The sequence below is a fragment of the Massilia sp. DD77 genome, from assembly GCF_036961685.1.
In the GTDB taxonomy this organism is placed as follows: domain Bacteria; phylum Pseudomonadota; class Gammaproteobacteria; order Burkholderiales; family Burkholderiaceae_D; genus Telluria.
In genome coordinates, this window is sequence record NZ_JBAMDH010000015.1 from 98,927 (window position 1) to 116,036 (window position 17,110).

General features: G+C 68.1%; 13 protein-coding genes. 5 read left to right on the forward strand and 8 right to left on the reverse strand.

The window, feature by feature from the left end:
• Positions 1–122 precede the first annotated feature (122 nt).
• From V7778_RS10935 to V7778_RS10955, 5 genes are all read left to right on the forward strand, one after another.
• The gene (locus V7778_RS10935; RefSeq protein ID WP_335555082.1) at positions 123–830 is read left to right on the forward strand and encodes a histidine phosphatase family protein; all 708 of its coding nucleotides are present in this window, start codon (positions 123–125) and stop codon (positions 828–830) included.
• A gap of 80 nt (positions 831–910) precedes the next feature.
• Complete coding sequence (locus V7778_RS10940) at positions 911–1,981, forward strand: phosphotransferase (protein WP_335555084.1); 1,071 nt, start codon at positions 911–913, stop codon at positions 1,979–1,981.
• 21 nt (positions 1,982–2,002) lie between these two features.
• Entirely contained in the window at positions 2,003–3,220 is a 1,218-nt protein-coding gene (locus V7778_RS10945; RefSeq protein ID WP_335555086.1) for an acyl-CoA dehydrogenase family protein, read from the forward strand.
• A gap of 134 nt (positions 3,221–3,354) precedes the next feature.
• Positions 3,355–7,845 (forward strand): response regulator, encoded by a 4,491-nt coding sequence (locus tag V7778_RS10950; protein ID WP_335555088.1) that lies wholly within the window; start codon positions 3,355–3,357, stop codon positions 7,843–7,845.
• Positions 7,842–8,765 carry a diguanylate cyclase domain-containing protein gene (locus V7778_RS10955; RefSeq protein WP_335555090.1) on the forward strand — a complete coding sequence of 308 codons (924 nt, stop codon included), beginning with the start codon at positions 7,842–7,844 and terminating at the stop codon, positions 8,763–8,765. Before V7778_RS10950 ends, V7778_RS10955 begins: the two co-directional genes overlap by 4 nt.
• Positions 8,766–8,875: 110 nt before the next feature.
• Here the strand turns inward: V7778_RS10955 and V7778_RS10960 are convergent, their stop codons facing one another.
• From V7778_RS10960 to V7778_RS10995, 8 genes are all read right to left on the reverse strand, one after another.
• On the reverse strand, positions 8,876–9,331 hold the full coding sequence (locus V7778_RS10960; RefSeq protein WP_335555091.1) for a MaoC family dehydratase: 456 nt from the start codon (positions 9,329–9,331) through the stop codon (positions 8,876–8,878).
• A complete protein-coding gene (locus V7778_RS10965) occupies positions 9,324–9,791 on the reverse strand; it encodes a MaoC family dehydratase (protein WP_335555094.1) in 468 nt (155 codons plus the stop codon). Before V7778_RS10965 ends, V7778_RS10960 begins: the two co-directional genes overlap by 8 nt.
• Positions 9,788–10,942, reverse strand: a complete 1,155-nt coding sequence (locus V7778_RS10970; RefSeq protein WP_335555096.1) for an acyl-CoA dehydrogenase family protein — start codon at positions 10,940–10,942, stop codon at positions 9,788–9,790. Before V7778_RS10970 ends, V7778_RS10965 begins: the two co-directional genes overlap by 4 nt.
• 9 nt (positions 10,943–10,951) lie before the next feature.
• Positions 10,952–12,142, reverse strand: a complete 1,191-nt coding sequence (locus tag V7778_RS10975) for an acyl-CoA dehydrogenase family protein (RefSeq protein ID WP_335555098.1) — start codon at positions 12,140–12,142, stop codon at positions 10,952–10,954.
• 136 nt (positions 12,143–12,278) lie between these two features.
• Complete coding sequence (locus tag V7778_RS10980) at positions 12,279–12,965, reverse strand: PEP-CTERM sorting domain-containing protein (protein ID WP_335555100.1); 687 nt, start codon at positions 12,963–12,965, stop codon at positions 12,279–12,281.
• Positions 12,966–13,462: 497 nt separating this feature from the next.
• Positions 13,463–15,736, reverse strand: a complete 2,274-nt coding sequence (locus V7778_RS10985; protein ID WP_335555102.1) for a carboxy terminal-processing peptidase — start codon at positions 15,734–15,736, stop codon at positions 13,463–13,465.
• A 175-nt stretch (positions 15,737–15,911) separates the two neighbouring features.
• A complete protein-coding gene (locus V7778_RS10990) occupies positions 15,912–16,493 on the reverse strand; it encodes a hypothetical protein (protein ID WP_335555103.1) in 582 nt (193 codons plus the stop codon).
• A 15-nt stretch (positions 16,494–16,508) separates the two neighbouring features.
• Positions 16,509–17,060 (reverse strand): thymidine kinase, encoded by a 552-nt coding sequence (locus V7778_RS10995; protein ID WP_335555105.1) that lies wholly within the window; start codon positions 17,058–17,060, stop codon positions 16,509–16,511.
• Positions 17,061–17,110: the final 50 nt, after the last annotated feature.

The following is a 17,110-nucleotide window of genomic DNA, read 5'->3' on the forward strand; positions in this document are numbered from 1 at the left end:
GCAAATTGACGGGTGGCATCACGATTGCATCCATATTCTGTCTCGAATACGCCTCGCTCATCCATATAGGCGGTGTAAGATGGCCAACATCCGTGTCCTTTTCACTCACGACGGGAGTTTCGATGCACGACAAGCTGGCGGGCGAGCGCCGCCGCATCTACCTGATGCGCCATGGCAGCGTCACTTATTTCGATGACAGCGGCAAACCCTTTCTGCCGGAAACCGTGGACCTGAACGAGGCCGGCATCGCCCAGGCCGACGCTGCCGGCCATGCCTTCTTCGACGCCGGGGTGCGCTTCGACCGGGTGATCGTGTCCGGGCTGCCGCGGACGGTCCAGACGGCGCAGCGGGTGCTGGCCGCGACCGGCCAGCCGCTCGAGATCGAAGTGTGGCCCGAACTGCACGAAATCCGCGGCGGACGCCTTGCCGATATCCCGGCCGATGCGCTGCGGCGCGCCTTCACCGGCGCCTTCGAAGGCCTGGTCGACGAGGAGCAGCGCTTCCTGGGCGGCGAGTCGGTGGGCGAGATGATGGACCGGGTCCACCCGGCCGTCGCCAAGCTGCGCGCCGCGAGCGACTGGGACACCGCCCTCCTGGTGTTGCACGGCGGCGTGAACTGCGCCATCCTGTCGCTGGCCCTGACCGGCCAGCGCCTGTTCCTGGGCGGCCTGGCCCAGGCGGCCGGCTGCATCAATGCCCTCGACGTCGGCGCAGACCCGCACGACTGGGTGATCCGCTTCGTCAACCACGTACCGCCCGCACCGCTGCAGCCGGGCGCCCGCACCACCACGATGGAACAGTTGTTCGAGCAGTACCGCAAGGGGCGCTGACTTATTTGCTGGACTTCTTGCGCCTGAAAATAGAACGTCCGTGCCTTTTGCGGACGAACCTTCCACGACCTGGAGACACGATGTTCGAAGACATGATGGGAACCAAACCGGTCTCGGAGCGCCAGCGCTTCGATACCGGCGCGCTCGACGCCTGGATGCGCACGCACGTCGAGGACTACCCCGGCGGTCCCTTGGACGCCGAGCAGTTCAAGGGCGGCCAGTCCAACCCGACCTTCCTGCTGCGCGCAGCTGGCGGCAAGCGCTATGTGCTGCGCACCAAGCCCGGCCCGGCAGCCAAGCTGCTGCCCTCGGCGCACGCGATCGAGCGCGAATTCCGCGTGATGAAGGCCCTGCACGGCGCCGGCTTCCCCGCCCCGCGCCAATATGCGCTATGTACCGACGAAGCGGTGATCGGGCGCGCCTTCTTCGTGATGGAACACATCGAAGGCCGGGTGCTGTGGGACCAGTCCCTGCCCGGCATGACGCCTGGAGAGCGCGCCGCCATCTACGACGAGCAGAACCGCGTGATTGCGCGCCTCCATACCATCGACTACGCCGCCATAGGCCTGCACGACTATGGCAAGCCGGGCAACTACTTCGCGCGCCAGATCGAACGCTGGACCAGGCAATACCAGGCCTCGATCACCGAGCCGATCGAGGCCATGGACCGCCTCATCGACTGGCTGCCGGCCCACATCCCGCCGGGCGACGACACCAGCATCGTGCATGGCGACTACCGCCTCGACAACCTGATCTTCCACCCGAGCGAGCCGCGCATCCTGGCGGTGCTGGACTGGGAACTGTCGACCCTGGGGCATCCGCTGGCCGATTTTTCCTACCACTGCATGAGCTGGCACATCCCGCCCGGCCAGTTCCGCGGCATCGCCGGGCTGGACCTGCCCGCCCTCGGCATCCCCTCGCTGCAGGACTACGTGGCGCGCTACTGCGAACGCACCGGCAAGACCATCCGCGAGGAGGATTTCGACTTCTACCTGGCCTACAACATGTTCCGGCTGGCCGGCATCATGCAGGGCATCATGAAGCGCTATGTCGACGGCACCGCGTCCAGCAGCGCGGCCCTGGAAAACGGCAAGGCCGCGCGGCCGATGGCCGAGATGGCCTGGCGCTTCGCCTCGCGCGGCGCGGCATAGAGAACGACGAACGGAGACCCCATGGATTTTGCCTACTCAAGCCGCTGCGAGGAACTGCGCACCCGCCTGCTCGCCTTCATGGACGAGCACATTTATCCGAACGAACGCGCTTTCGCCGAGGAAGTCGCCCGCAATGGCGCAGCCGGCAACCGCTGGCAGCCGGTACAGCTGATCGAGCGCCTCAAGCCGCTGGCGCGCCAGGCCGGCTTGTGGAACTTGTTCCTGCCCCGGTCCAGCCGCGCGCCCGAAGGCCTGTCGAACCTGGACTATGCGCCCCTGTGCGAGATCATGGGCCGGGTGCCCTGGGCGCCCGAGGTCTTCAACTGTTCCGCGCCCGACACCGGCAACATGGAAACCCTGGAGCGCTACGCGGGCGAGGAGCTCAAGGAAGCCTGGCTCGAGCCCCTGCTGCGCGGCGAGCTCCGCTCGGCCTTCGCCATGACCGAGCCCGAGGTGGCGTCCTCGGACGCGACCAACATCGCCACCCGCATCGCCCGCGACGGCGACGACTACGTGATCAACGGGCGCAAATGGTGGATCTCGGGCGCCGGGGACCCGCGTTGCCGGGTCTATATCGTGATGGGCAAGACCGATCCCGGCGCCGAGCGCCACCGCCAGCAGTCGATGATCGTGGTCCCCGCCGATACGCCCGGCATCACCGTGGTCCGTCCGCTGCCGGTGTTCGGCTACGACGACGCGCCCCACGGCCATTGCGAGATCCTGTTCGAGAACGTGCGCGTGCCGGCCACGAACCTGCTGCTGGGCGAGGGGCGCGGCTTCGAGATCGCCCAGGGCCGCCTGGGCCCCGGCCGCATTCACCACTGCATGCGCGCCATCGGCGTCGCCGAGCGCGCCCTGGAGCTGATGTGCCGGCGCCTGGAGAGCCGCGTCGCCTTCGGCCGCAAGCTGTCCGACCAGGGCGTATGGCGCGAACGCATCGCCGAAAGCCGCATCCGCATCGACACCGCGCGCCTGCTGACCCTGAAGGCGGCCTATATGATGGACACGGTGGGCAACAAGGTGGCGCAAATGGAAATCGCCATGATCAAGGTGCTTGCGCCCACCGTGGCCCAGGACGTGCTGGACTGGGCGATCCAGGCCCATGGCGCGGCCGGGGTGTCGGAGGAATTCCCGCTAGCTTACCAGTGGGCGGCCAACCGCACGCTGCGCCTGGCCGACGGGCCGGACGAGGTACACCGCAACGCTATTGCCAAGCTGGAACTTGGGCGCCACGGCTAAGCGGCAAGCGGAGTGGCAGCGGAGCGGCAGCGGAGGGGGCGCACGCGAGCCGGGACGCCGCTATGCATGGTGACTGAGCTCAGCTACCATGGGGCATCGCGGCGCCCCGCGCCGCATTGCCAGAGGGAGGCCCGTTGCCGTTCAACCGCCCATCGCTGCCGACGATCCGTTCCAAGCTCTACACCCTGGTCCTGGCCTGCGCGCTGCCGATCCTGATCGGCTACATCGCCCTGGCGCGCGACGCCGCGGTGCGCGAGCGCTCACACGTGTCCGAGGATGCGCAGACCGTGGCCGAGGTGCTGGCCGCGGCGGTCGACCGCGACCTCGACGGCGGAGAAACCGCGGCCCGGGTGCTGGCCAATTCGGCCATGCTGGCCAGCGGCGAGCTGCAAGCCTTCCACGCCGGGGCGCGCCAGCTGCTGCGCCCCGAATTCCCGGCCCAGGGCTTCATGCTCAGCGGCCCGGACGCCCTGCCCCTGCTGCACACCCGCTTCGCCTACGGCGCGCCGCTGCCGCCGCTGGGCAATCCGGACGACATCCGGCGCGTGTTCGCCACCGGCGACACCATCGCCTCCGGGCTGCACGAAGCCGAGGGCGACCAGCCCTATGCGCTCTCGGTCGATGTGCCGGTCTGGATCGAGGGCAAGGTGCGCTATGTGCTGTCGGTACTGCTGCGCCCGCGCCGCCTGACCGACCTGCTCGAGAGCCAGCACCTGCCGGACGGCTGGGTGGCCGAAATCTACGACAAGCGCCTGCTGATGGTGTCGCGCAGCAGCGACCCCAGCGCGCACGTGGGCTCGCCCATGGCCCCGGCGCTGGCGGCCGAAGTCGCCAGGCAGGACCGCGGCATCATCCTGCTGGGCGCCGGCAACGAGGCCGGCTTCGCCGCCTATGCCCGCTCGCCCAAGCATGGCTGGGTGGTGACGATCCGCTATCCGCCGAATGCCGCGCGCGAGCTGCTGGGCCACTCCCTGGCCACGACGGTGATCGCCATCTGCGTCCTGCTTGTCATCAGCCTGGGACTCGCACGGGCCCTGGGCGGCGCCATCGCGCGTGCGGTGCAGGCCCTGGCCGGCCCCGCCGAAAGCCTGGGCCGCGGCGAACCGCTGGCCCTGCCCCCGCCCGAGATCAAGGAAGTCGACAAGGTGGCGCGCGCGCTGCGCCGGGTCGACGCCGAACTGCAGGCCTACCGCACCCGCCTGGAAACCCTGGTTGCCGAACGCACCGCCGAGCTGGAACGCTCCAAGGCCCAGCTCGAGATCGTGTATGCCTCGGCCCCGGTCGGCCTGTGCTTCATGGATACCGGCATGCGCGTGGTGATGATCAACGACTACCTGGCCGAGATCAACGCCCAACCTGCGCGTGCGCACATCGGGCGCACCCTGCCGGAGCTTTTGGGCCCCGTCGGCAATACCTTCGAGTCGGGCTACCGCCAGGTGCTGGCAACGGGCCGGCCGCTGCTGGAAGTCGAGGACACCGGCGAAGTGCCCTCCACGCCGGGCCAGCCGCGTCACTGGATCTCGAGCTACTACCCGGTATGGGGTCCCGAGCACCAGCTGATGGGCGTCAACGCGGTGGTCCTCGACATCACCGAGCGCAAGCGCCAGGAACAGCGCAACCGCGACAACGAGGAGATGTTCCGGGTGCTGTTCGAGGGGTCCAGCGACGCCCAGGTGCTGCTCGCCTTCGGCGCCGGCTTCGTCAGCGCCAACCCGGCGGCGGCGGCGCTGTTCGGTTTTTCCAGCCCGGCGGAGCTGCTCAACGAGTCGCCGGTCAGCACCTCGCCGCCGGTCCAGCTGGATGGCCGTCCCAGCGCGGAGGTGGCCATGGACTACATGCGGCGCGCCATCGACACCGGGCGCTGCCAGTTCGAGTGGCTGCACCAGCGCGTGGACGGGACCGTGTTCCATGCCGATGTGCTCCTCAGCCGGGTCGACATCGGCGGCGACGGCATGATGGCCGCCACGATCCGCGACATCAGCGCGCGCGTGGCCTCCGAGAACGCGCTGCGCGCCGCCAGCGAGCAGCTGGCCCAGCGCGAACGCTTCCTGCGCACCGTGACCGACAACCTGCCGGCCCTGGTGGGCTACTGGGACGCCGGACGGCGCTGCCGCTTCGCCAACCGCCCCTATCTCGACTGGCTGGGGCGCAGCGAGGACGACGCGCTCGGGCGCACCGCGGCCGAACTGCTGCCGGCCGAACAGCTGGCCCAGCTAAGCCCCTTCTTCGAAGGCGTCCTGGCGGGCGCGCCCCAGACCTTCGAACGCACCCTCTCACGGCCGGGCGGCGCCTCGATCCATGCCCTCAGCAACTTCATTCCCGACATCGACGAGCACGGCGCAGTGCGCGGCTTCTACATGCTGCACGCCGACGTGACCGACCTCAAGCAGACCCAGTCGCAGCTGGTCGAGGCCCTGCACCAGGCCGAGGCCGCCAGCCGCGCCAAGGGCGAGTTCCTGGCCAACATGAGCCACGAGCTGCGCACGCCGATGAACGCCATCGTCGGCCTGGCGCGCCTGCTCGAGGAAGGCCAGCTGGGACGGCGCGAACGCGGCTACGTGTCGCGCATGCAGACCGCGGCCCGCTCGCTGCTGGGCATGCTCAGCGACCTGCTCAATTTCTCGCGCATCGAATCCGGCCAGCTGGTGCTTGAGCGCACGCCCTTCGCCGTCGACGGCCTGCTGTCCAGCATCGCCGTGCTGACCGCCCCCAATGCCTGGGCCAAGGGCGTGGAGCCGGTGTTCGCCGTGGCGCCGGAGGTCCCGTCCACCCTGCTGGGCGACCCGATGCGGCTCGAGCAGGTGCTGCTCAACCTGGTGGGCAACGCGGTCAAGTTCACCGAGCGCGGCGAGATCGTGCTCGCCATCCGCGTGGTGCGGCGCGAGCATGCGCAGGTGGAGCTGGGCTTTTCGGTGCGCGACACCGGCATCGGCATCGCGCCGGAGCAGCAGGCGCGCATGTTCGATGCTTTCTCGCAGGGCGACAGCTCGACCAGCCGCAAGTACGGCGGGGCCGGCCTGGGCCTGGCGATCGCGCGCCGCCTGGTCGAGCTGGCCGGCGGCCGCCTGGGGGTGGCCAGCGCCGCCGGCGCCGGCGCCGACTTCCACTTCACCCTGCCCTTCCTGGTGGTGGAGGACGAGCGGCCCCTGCCGCAGGGAGCGGGCCGCCCCTTGCGGGTGCTGGTCGCGGACGACAACGACAGCGCCCGCGCGGCCCTGGCGTCGGCTTGCGCCGCCTTCGGCTGGAAGGTGGACGGCGCCGCCGGCGGCCAGGCGGCCCTGGCGCGCCTGCGCGCGGGGCACAGCTACGACCTGGCCTTCGTGGACGGCGCGATGCCGGACATGGACGGCGTCGCCGTGCTGGCGGCCGCGCGCGCCGAACAACTGGCCTTGCCGCCCACCTGCCTGCTGGTGGCCGACCCCGAGGCCGAGCGCCTGTCCGAGCTGGCCGGCGAGCTGCAGCTGGGCGCCGTGCTCGGCAAACCCTTCACCCTGGGTGGCTTGCGCGAAGCGGCCGACCGTCTGCTCGGGGCAGCTTCGGCGACGGCCACCGCCCCGGCGGGACATGGCGCGCCCCTGGTCGCGCGCCTGCAGGGCTTGCGCGTGCTGCTGGTGGAAGACAACCCGATCAACCAGGAAGTGGCCGGTTTCATCCTCACCCACGCCGGCGCCAGCGTCGACATCGCCGGCAACGGCCGGGTGGCGGTCAGCATGCTGGGCGAGCGCGCCGACTACGACGTGATCCTGATGGACGTGCAGATGCCGGTCATGAACGGCTACGAAGCGGCGGCGGCGATCCGCCAGGCCGGCCTCTCGACTCCCATCGTGGCGATGACGGCCAACGCCATGGACGAAGACCGTGAACGCTCGCTGCAGGCCGGGATGCAGGCCCATTTGCCGAAGCCGATCGATGTCGACGAGCTGGTGGCCACCCTCGAGCGCATCGCGCCGCGCCCGTCCGCCGCCCAGGATGGGGCCGGCACGGCCGCGACGCCCGCCGCCCAGGGGGAGGCGCCCAGCCCGGTGCCGATGCACCTGCCCGGCATCGACCTGCAAGCTACCCTGCCCCGCTTCGGCGGCAGCTTCGAGCGCTTCGCCGCCGTGTTCGCGCGCTTCATCGACAGCCGCGCCGCCACCCTGGCCGAACTGCGGATGCTGGCGGACGCCGGCGACCGCCATGCGGCCCAGGGCGTCACCCACCGCCTGCGCGGCGTGGCCGCCAACCTGGGCGCGGTCGACGTCGCGCGCACCGCCCATGACCTGGAACTGGCGCTGCGCAACGAGGACCAGCCGACCGTGGTGCTGCGCCTGGCGGAGCTGGGCGCCGCGCTGGAGGTCGCGGCTGCCGGCGCCCGCGAACTCGACGACCCCGAGCGCCAGCGCCTTCTCGCGGCGCCGCTCGCGGGCGACGGCCCGGCCCTGCAGGATTCGCTGGCGCGCCTGCTGCAACTCCTGGAGAATAACAACATGAAGGCTCTCACCCAGTTCGATGCGCTGCATCCGGCGCTGGCCGCGCACGCCGGCCAGGATGCCGCCGCCCGCCTGGCCGACGCCGTCGGCACCCTGCGCTTCGGCGAGGCGGCCACCCAGGTGCGCGAACTGCTGCAGCGGAAGGCGCCGTTATGAGCTGGACCGAAATGGCCTTGAACGGGCGCATCCTGATCGTCGACGACGCCATGGAGAACATCCAGATCCTGCACGGGGCCCTGCAGGACGAGCAGGAAGTGCTGTTCGCGCTCGACGGCCCGCGCGCCCTGGAACTGGCGCGCAGCCAGCACCCGGACCTGATCCTGCTCGACGCCGTCATGCCGGGCATGGATGGCTACGCCGTGTGCGCCGCCCTGCGCGCCGCGTCCGACACCAGCGACATCCCGGTCATGTTCGTCACCGCCCTCACCAGCCCCGAGGACGAGACCCGGGCCCTGGGCGCCGGCGCGGTCGACTTCATCACCAAGCCGGTGAACGCCGCCGTGGTGCGGGCCCGGGTGCGTACCCAGCTGACCGTCAAGCGCCAGGCCGACGCCCTGCGCGCCCTGACCCTGACCGATCCGCTGACCGGGGTGGCCAACCGGCGCGCTTTCGATGAGCGCCTGGAGGCGGAATGGCGGCGCTGCGCGCGCGCCGGCCTGCCGGTGTCGCTGATCCTGGTCGACGTCGATCACTTCAAGCTCTATAACGACCATTACGGCCACCAGGCCGGCGATGCCTGCCTGGTGCAGGTGGCGGCGGGGCTGCGTCGCGCCGCGGGCCGCACCCACGACCTGGTGACGCGCTATGGCGGCGAGGAATTCGCCATCCTGCTGCCCCAGCTCGACCCGGCCGGCGCCGAATGCGTGGCGCGCCGCCTGCAAAAGGAACTGGCCCAGCTCGACCTGCCGCACGCGGCATCGCCCACGGCGCCGCGCCTGACGGTCAGCATGGGCCTGGCGACCCAGGTTCCGGGCGAAGGCCAGGCCGCCGCCGCGCTGCTGGCCGCGGCCGACGCCCAGCTCTATGAGGCCAAGGGCGACGGCCGTAACCAGTATCGGGTGGCCGTGCAGGACTGACATCTGTCTCGAAGCGCCCAACAAGCCCCTCAGGGCAAGGCGTATCGTCGAAGACAGTACGCCTGTACGGCAAGACGATACAGCGCAGCAATGAGGGGCTTGTCAGGCGTTCAGGCGTAGCAGCGCACGAGAAATTCGGCCGCGCACACGGGCCGGCCGCCGGCTTCCGACTCGACCAGCGCATCCCAGCGCAGCTGCAGGCCACCCTCGATCGGCTCGGCCTGGGCCAGGGTCCAGCGCGCCCGCACCCGGCTGCCGGCCGGCAGCGGCGCCGGAAAACGCACCTTGTTCAGGCCATAGTTGAGGCCCATGCGCATGCCGCCGATGACGAGCGCGCTCTCGAGCATCGCAGGCAGCAGCGACAGGGTCAGGAAACCGTGGGCCACCGGAGCGCCGAACGGCGACTCGCGCCGGCAGCGCTCGGGGTCGACGTGGATCCACTGGCGGTCGTCGGTTGCCTCGGCAAAGGCATCGATACGGGCCTGTCCCACCTCGAACCAGCTTGATACGGCGACTTCCTGGCCGGCCAGCCCGGGCAGTTCGTCGAAGCGGAGCGCCCTAGCCATGAGCGCCTTCCCGCGGCCGCCGGCCGAACATGCCCATCCCCTCGACGGTGCAGACTTCCTCGCCGTGCTGGTTGGTGGCGATCCAGGTCGACCACACCACGCCGCGGTCCGGCCTGGAGGCGGATGCCTTCACCTGCTGCGTGACATAGCGCACGCGCAGCGTGTCGCCGGGGCGCAGCGGACGGATCCAGCGCACCTTTTCCAGCCCCGGCGAACCCAAGCTCGAGGCGGCGCGCATCATGCCGTCGACCACCATGCGCATCATCATGGAGCAGGTGTGCCAGCCGCTGGCGATGACACTGCCGTAGATCGAGGCCGCCCCGGCCTCATGGTCGACATGGAAAGGCTGGGGATCGAAATCGCGCGCAAAGGCGACGATCTCCTCCTCGGTGACGATGCGCTCCCCCAGGTCGATCTCCTGGCCCGGGTAAAAGTCCTCGAAATACCATTGCGCGCTCATGCGGCTTCCCCGGTGAACCCCGGCAGCGCCGCGAAACGCGCCAGGTGGTGGTCGCTGTCGCCCAGGGTCAGCTCGATCATGGCCAGGCGCTTGAAGTAGTGCGATGCCGGGAGCTCGTCCGTCACCCCCATGCCGCCGTGGAGCTGGATCGCCTGCTGGCCGATGAAGCGTGCCGCCTGGCCCACGCGGTACTTGGCGGCCGACACCGTGCGGCGGCGCTCGGCGGGCTTGCCTTCGGCCAGGCGCACAGCCGCCAGCAGCGCCATCGAACGCGCCTGCTCCAGGTGGATATACATGTCGGCCATACGGTGCTGCAGGGCCTGGAACTTCGCGATCGGCACGCCGAACTGCTGGCGCGTCTTGAGATAGTCGAGGGTGGAGTCGAACAAGGCCTGCATCGCACCCAGCGCCTCCGCGCACAGCAGGCCGGCGCCATAGTCGGCCGCCGCCTCCAGGATGGCCCCGCCCTCGCCCGCCGAGCCGATCAGGGCGGACTCCGGCACCACCGCACCCTCGAAGCGCACATCGGCCGCGCGCATGCCGTCCAGCGTACGGTAGCCGGTGATGCTCACACCGGGCGTGTCGGCCGGGACCGCGAACAGGCTGATGCCCGCCGCGTCGCGCTGGCCGCCGCCGCTGCGCGCCGAGACCACCAGCACGCCCGCCGCGGCGCCGTGCAGGACCGCCTTCTTTTCGCCGTCCAGGCGCCAGCCGCCGTCCGCCCCGCCGGTGCTGCGTTCCGCGCGGGTGGCGATATCGTTCAGGTCGTGGCGCGACTGGCGTTCGCCCAGCGCGCAGGCCAGTTTCAGTTCGCCGGCTGCCACCTCGGCAAGCAGTTCGCCGTGCACGCCGCCCAGGCGCAGGAACTCGGCGCCCAGCACGGTGGCCAGGTAGGGCTCGACCACCAGGCCGCGGCCCAGCTCCTGCATCACCACGAACATGTCCACCGCATCGCCGCCGAAGCCGCCATGCTCCTCGGGCACCGGCAGCGCCGTCATCCCGAGCTCGGCCAGGGTGGCCCAGGCGCCGTCGTCGACGCCGCTGGCGGAGCGCACGATGGCGCGGCGCGTCTCGAAGCCGTAGCCGCGCTCCACCCAGCGCCGCAGCGCATCCGCGAACTGGAGCTGTTCTTCCTTGAAATCGAAGTGCATCGTGTCCCCTTACAGCCCCAGGATCATCTGGGTGATGATGTTGCGTTGGATTTCGTTCGACCCGCCGTAGATCGAGGTCTTGCGGTAGTTGAAGTAGTACGGCGCCAGCGGCGCGGCCGCGTCGTCGCCCGCGATGCTGTGCGCGCGCTCGCCCTCGAGGTAGTCCGGGTCGAAAGGCAGGGCCATGGGGCCCGCCGCCTCCAGCATCAGCTCGGTCAGGGCCTGCTGGATGTCGGTTCCCTTCACCTTCAGCACCGAGGCCTCCGGCCCCGGCGCCTGTTCCGCGCGCGCCAGCACGCGCAGCACCGTCATTTCCAGCGCCATCAGCTCGATCTCCACCCCGGCCACCTTGGCCGCGAACAGCGGATCCTCGATCAGCGGGCGGCCGTTCTTTTGCTCGCGCGCGGCCAGGCGCTTGACGAAGGCCAGCTCGCGCTTGGAACGGCCGACGGCGGCAATGCCGGTCCGTTCGTGACCGAGCAGGTACTTGGCATAGGTCCAGCCACGGTTCTCCTGGCCCACCAGGTTGGCCACCGGCACCCGCACATTGTCGAAGAAGACTTCGTTCACCTCGTGGTCCTCGTCGAGCATGATGATCGGACGCACCGTGACGCCGGGCGCATGCATGTCGATCAGGAGGAAGGAGATGCCTTCCTGCTTGCGCACGCCCGGATCGGTACGCACCAGGCAGAAAATCATGTCGGCGTGCTGGGCCAGGGTGGTCCAGGTCTTCTGGCCGTTGACGATATAGTGGTCGCCGTCGCGCACGGCGGTGGTCTTGAGCGAGGCCAGGTCGGACCCGGCGCCAGGCTCGGAATAACCCTGGCACCACCAGTCCTCGCAGGACAGGATGCGTGGCAGGTAGTGGTCTTTCTGCGCCTGGCTGCCGAAAGCCATGATCACGGGAGCGACCATGTTGACGCCGAAGGGCAGGATGGGCGGCGTGCCCGCCAGCGCGCACTCTTCGTCGAACAGATGGCGCTGCACGGGAGTCCATCCGGGACCGCCGTATTCCTTCGGCCAGCCGGGGGCAACCCAGCCCTGGGCGGCCAGGATCTTGTGCCAGCGGACGTAGTCGTCCTTGCTCAGGCGGCGATGCTGGCGCACCTTCTCCTGCAGGTCCTTCGGCAGATGGGAATCGAGGAAGGCGCGGACCTGGTCGCGAAAGGCCAGGTCCTCGTCCGTGTAATGCAGATCCATGTCGTCTCCTTGTTATCGTCGCCCGAAAAGCACGATCGTTCACAAGAATTGTACATGAATAAAGATTGCCGCCAAGGGGATTGCGCACTGGGCGCACTATCCGGAACGCAGGGCGGCGCCTGCGCTCCAGCAGTCCTTACTGCTTGCGGCGGCCGGCCAGCGAGAAGACGCCGGCGATACCCGCCAACATCAGCGCCACGGTCGACGGTTCAGGCACCTCTGCCGGTTGTCCAACCTCGTCGGCGCCCTGGCCGATGTCCGAACCCTGGCCCGGGCTGGTGTCCTGGCCAGCGCCGGCACCCGGGATGGGGCCGACACCCGGCGCGCTGCCGTTGCCGTTGCCGTTGCCATTGCCGAGGCCCGGCATGCCGCCGCCAGCCGGCGGGGTGCTGCCGGACGCGCCGCCGCCCACATCGCCGCCGACACCGCCCTGGACCGGCGCGTTGCCGCCGATGATGGTCACGCCGTCGTTGGTATTAACCACCGACTTGCTATTGCCTAGGCGGGCCGCGAGCGCAGCGTTGTCAGTGCCGACCAGGTAGCTGCCCTGCACGCCGTTCTCGTAGCGCAGTTGAGTGCCGCTGGCCAGGTTGGCGCTGGCCTTGCCGAACAGCACATCTTCCAGGCTGGCGCTTGCTCCGCCGCTGGTGTGCGAAATGCCGCCGATCAGGTTGACGTTGCTACCCAGGGCGCCGGAAGCGATCACATCGGTTCCATTGCCGGCAGTCCAATTGGTCAGGAAGCTGGGGGTCGCAACGACTTCCGCGTGGGCAACACCCGCGCTGGCAAGCAGTGCAGCTACAACAAGGCGGCGGATTGACATGGCATTAACTCCTTTGAGGTTGATCGGTTATTTTTATTGCAACTATGAAGTCATCGTAGCATAAATAAAAAAAGATCAATCTTTGCAAGGAATAAATTGTGCGCAGCGCTTTACTGTTGAGTTGTAGTGCGAATGTGCTCTGTAGAGCTAGAAGAAAGCATAAAGCTACTGCTCATAACGGCACATGAGAAACTGGTCTATGTTTTGCTATCGCTCTACAAAAGAACATTAATTCTGAGCAATACCCACTATTGATCACGGACGTTCTTTAGCCGATAGAGGTGGGAGCGTCTGTTAGGGATTTAACATACGGAGATATAAAAATGCTTGTCGCACATATATCCCTCTCAGGAAATTTCGTTATAGAAATAATATGCGTGAGTTACACATCCGCAGGGGAACCAACGCGTCTCTAAAGCACCCGTACGAATGAAAAACGGCCGCGTCCCGAGGGACGCGGCCGTTGTTTTTGAACTGTGGCGGCGCGCCGGCCGGGATCAGTTGCCGCGCGTCGAAGCCATGTAGGGCATGGCGCGCGACGCCATGCGGGTATCGGTCTTCAGCATGCCAACCTCGTCGGCCAGGATGTTGGCCGCCTCCTGCAGCAGCACGTCCTTGGCATCCTTGGCCGCCTTCTCGGCCGCCAGCTCGGCCTGGAGATTGCGTTCGTCGGCCTGCAGGCCGTCGTCCTGGCGCGGCTGGCCGCGCAGGGCCACCACCGACTTGGCCGGCTTGGTTGCCTCCGGCACCTTGCCGCGGGCTTCCTTGCCGCCCGGAGCACGGGCCGGTTCGTCGCTCGCGGTGCCGGTGGCGCCGGCCAGGCGCGCTTCACGCAGCTTGGCGCGGGTATCCTGGGCGTCGCGCTCCTTGCGGCGCACGGCCTCGTTCAGCGAGATCGCGTTTTCCTTGCGCAGCTTCAGCACTTCGGAAATGTCTTCCTGCAGGAACTGGAACTCCTTGTCCTTGGCGATGCGTGCCTCGTGGCGCTTCTGCAGCGGGCCGATCAGCTCCTTCAGGTCACCCGCCGGCAGGTAGGCGGCCGGCTTGATCGCCACCCAGGGCAGCGCGTTGTCGTACGAGGACTCGCCGAAGTTCTCCAGGTCGGACAGCACCGGCAGCTTGATGTCCGGGGTCACGCCGCGCAGCTGGGTGGTGCCGCCATTGATGCGGAAGAATTGCGCGATCGTCATCTTGAGCTCGCCGTAGCGCACCTTCTCGCTCTGCGAGAAGCGGTCCAGGTCGATCAGGGTCTGGACGGTGCCCTTGCCGAAGCTCGGCTCGCCGATCACCAGGCCGCGGCCGTAGTCCTGGATCGCGGCCGCGAAGATCTCGGACGCCGAGGCCGAACCGCGGTTGATCAGGACGCCCATCGGACCGTCCCAGGCCAGGCCGGGGGTGGTGTCGCTTTCGACCTCGACACGGCCTTCGGCGGTACGCTGCATCACCACCGGACCCTTGTCGATGAACAGGCCGGTCAGCTCGATCGCTTCGATCAGCGAGCCGCCGCCGTTGTTGCGCAGGTCGATCAGGACGTTGTCGACCTTGTCCTTCTTGAGTTCGCCCAGGATGCGCGCCACGTCACGGGTGGCGCTACGGAAATCCTTGTCGCCTTTCCGGCGCGCTTCGAAGTCCAGGTAGAAGGTCGGGAGCGAAATCACTCCGATCCGGCGCTCGACGCCATTGTCCTTCACCTTGATGATGGACTTCTTGGCAGCCTGCTCTTCCATGGAAATCTTCTTGCGCACCATCGTCACGGACACGTGCTTGGCGTCGGGACCGCCGTCGCCAGGGATCACGTCGAGGCGGACGGTCGAGCCTTTTTCGCCGCGCACCAGCGCGACCACGTCGTCGAGGCGCCAGCCGAGCACGTCGGTGAAGGGAGCATTGCCCTGGGCCACGCCGACGATGCGGTCGCCGACCTTCAGCTTGCCCGACTTGTCGGCCGGGCTGCCCGGCACGATCTCGCGGATCAGGGTGTAGTCGTCGCGCGACTGCAGCACCGCGCCGATGCCTTCGAGCGACAGGCGCATCGAGATGTCGAAGTTGTCCGCCGAGCGCGGGCCCAGGTAGTTGGTGTGCGGCTCGATCGCGGTGGCATAGGCGTTCATGAACATCTGGAACACGTCTTCGTTGTTCAGCTTCTTGATACGGCTGACGTAGTTCTCGTAGCGCTTGTCCAGGGTCTCGCGGATCGCCTTGTCTTCCTTGCCGGCCAGCTTCAGGCGCAGCCAGTCGTTCTTGACGCGCTTGCGCCACAGGTCGCGGATCTCGTCCTCGGTCTTGGCCCAGGGCGCCTTCTCGCGGTCGAGCTGCAGGGTCTCGTCCGTGGTGAAGTCGAACTTGCCTTTCAGCAGCTCACGCGCATAGCTCATGCGTTCGGTGAAGCGCTGCTGGTACATGTTGTAGATCGCAAACGGAACAGTCAGGTTCTCGCTGTTGATGGCGTCGTCGAGCTTGTTGCGCTGGGGCGCGAACTGATCGACGTCCGCCTGCACGAAGTAGAGCTTCTCGCTGTCGAGGGCTTCGAAGTAGTTGTCGAAGATCTTGCTCGACATCGCATCGTCCAGCGGCACGGCCTTGTAGTGGTAGCGGCCGAGCACGCGCGAGGCCCATACCGCGGCCTGGGTCTGAGCGGCGACCGGTTTCATCTGCGAAGCGGGAGTGGAAGGCGCGATCGAGGCGACCGTGGGCCCGGACTTGTCGGGCTGGGCGGTCACCACATGGGCGGACATGGCGAAGGCCAGGGCGGCGATGAACACATGCTTCTTCATTCTTCGTTTCTCCGAAGGGATACTGTTGCGCTTGCGGTGCGGCCCTGGTGCTTTAGGACGTGCCTGCGGAGCCGGTCAAACCGCGCTTGCGGCCCATTCTACAGGAACGTACCGGCAAGCAGAGCGGCATTGTGCGCCCCGGGAGTCCAGGCTTAAGGCTGGCATAAGCCAAGCATTAGCCTTTGACAAGGGCAAGCAGCTGGCCATGATAACAATAGGCTCCGGCCCCCAGCGCCAGCAGCGGCACATAGGGCCAGGACCGGGCCGCCAGGCGCCAGTCCACGGGCGATGGCCAGAACGACAAGAACTGGGGCGCCAGTACGAACATGAGGGCGAGGTCCAGCGGTTCAAAGACCCAATCGCGGCGCGTGCGCCACCAGGCCACGATGAAAGGCAGCAGCAGCACCAGCAGCGGCGCCAGCGCCGCCGGGGCCGCGTTGTACCAGCGCAGGTTGGCGAAGGTGACCGAGCCCAGCTCCCAGTTGTGGCCCTTGCCCGGACGCGGGATGCGGCGCGGCACCACGCTTAGGCCGACCGGCTCGGCATTGGTGAGCAGGCCGGCCGAGAAGTGCGCCAGCTCGTGGCACAGGGTGCCGGCCGCGGTGAACACGAAAAAGAAGGGATGGGCGCCGGCCCCGATCCAGAACAGGAACGCCAGCGCCGCCGAGGGCGCCAGGTAGAGCAGCATCGCTCCCGGTCCGCCGGGAGCGCACACGGCCGCCGGCAGCCAGGCCTGGCACGCGCTCAGGAGCGCCATTGCTGATACGCCAGCCTAGTTGGAATAGAAACAGCGGCCGCAAGCCTGGCGGTAGCTTTCGTTGCCGCCAATGCTGACCTGCTCGCCTTCCTTGATACGGCGCCCTTCGGCGTCGACACGGATGTTCATGGTCGCCTTCTTGCCGCAACTGCAGATGTTCTTTATTTCCTCGATGTCGTCGGCCAGCGCCAGCAGGTAGGCCGAACCGGGGAAAGGCTCGCCGCGGAAGTCGCTGCGCAAGCCATAGCAGATGACCGGCACGCCGCGCACCTGGGCCACCTGGTGCAGCTGCTGCACCTGGGCGGTGGACAGGAACTGGGCCTCGTCGACCAGCACGCAGGCCACGGCGGGCGTCTCGTCCAGGAAATTGGTCTGGGGGCCGAAGGTGTCGACCTGGCGCTGCGGACCCAGGCGCGAGGTGATCAGGCCGACGCCGTAGCGGTCGTCGATGACGGCGGTGTAGAGCTTGACCTTCTGGCCCTGCTCTTCGTAGTTGTGCGCCACCTGCAGCAGTGCCGTCGATTTGCCGGCGTTCATCGCCGAATACCTGAAATAGAGTTTAGCCACTGCGCGGTCCTGCCTGAATCTGCGATGAAGTAGGGGAAACGAAGGATGCG

Bases quoted from the DNA above. Each gene is read 5' to 3' on its own strand.
- V7778_RS10935 (WP_335555082.1), top strand. From the start codon at position 123: ATGCACGACAAGCTGGCGGGCGAGCGCCGCCGCATCTACCTGATGCGC.
- V7778_RS10940 (WP_335555084.1), top strand. From the start codon at position 911: ATGTTCGAAGACATGATGGGAACCAAACCGGTCTCGGAGCGCCAGCGC.
- V7778_RS10945 (WP_335555086.1), top strand. From the start codon at position 2,003: ATGGATTTTGCCTACTCAAGCCGCTGCGAGGAACTGCGCACCCGCCTG.
- V7778_RS10955 (WP_335555090.1), top strand. From the start codon at position 7,842: ATGAGCTGGACCGAAATGGCCTTGAACGGGCGCATCCTGATCGTCGAC.
- V7778_RS10960 (WP_335555091.1), bottom strand. From the start codon at position 9,331: ATGGCTAGGGCGCTCCGCTTCGACGAACTGCCCGGGCTGGCCGGCCAG.
- V7778_RS10965 (WP_335555094.1), bottom strand. From the start codon at position 9,791: ATGAGCGCGCAATGGTATTTCGAGGACTTTTACCCGGGCCAGGAGATC.
- V7778_RS10970 (WP_335555096.1), bottom strand. From the start codon at position 10,942: ATGCACTTCGATTTCAAGGAAGAACAGCTCCAGTTCGCGGATGCGCTG.
- V7778_RS10975 (WP_335555098.1), bottom strand. From the start codon at position 12,142: ATGGATCTGCATTACACGGACGAGGACCTGGCCTTTCGCGACCAGGTC.
- V7778_RS10980 (WP_335555100.1), bottom strand. From the start codon at position 12,965: ATGTCAATCCGCCGCCTTGTTGTAGCTGCACTGCTTGCCAGCGCGGGT.
- V7778_RS10985 (WP_335555102.1), bottom strand. From the start codon at position 15,736: ATGAAGAAGCATGTGTTCATCGCCGCCCTGGCCTTCGCCATGTCCGCC.
- V7778_RS10990 (WP_335555103.1), bottom strand. From the start codon at position 16,493: ATGGCGCTCCTGAGCGCGTGCCAGGCCTGGCTGCCGGCGGCCGTGTGC.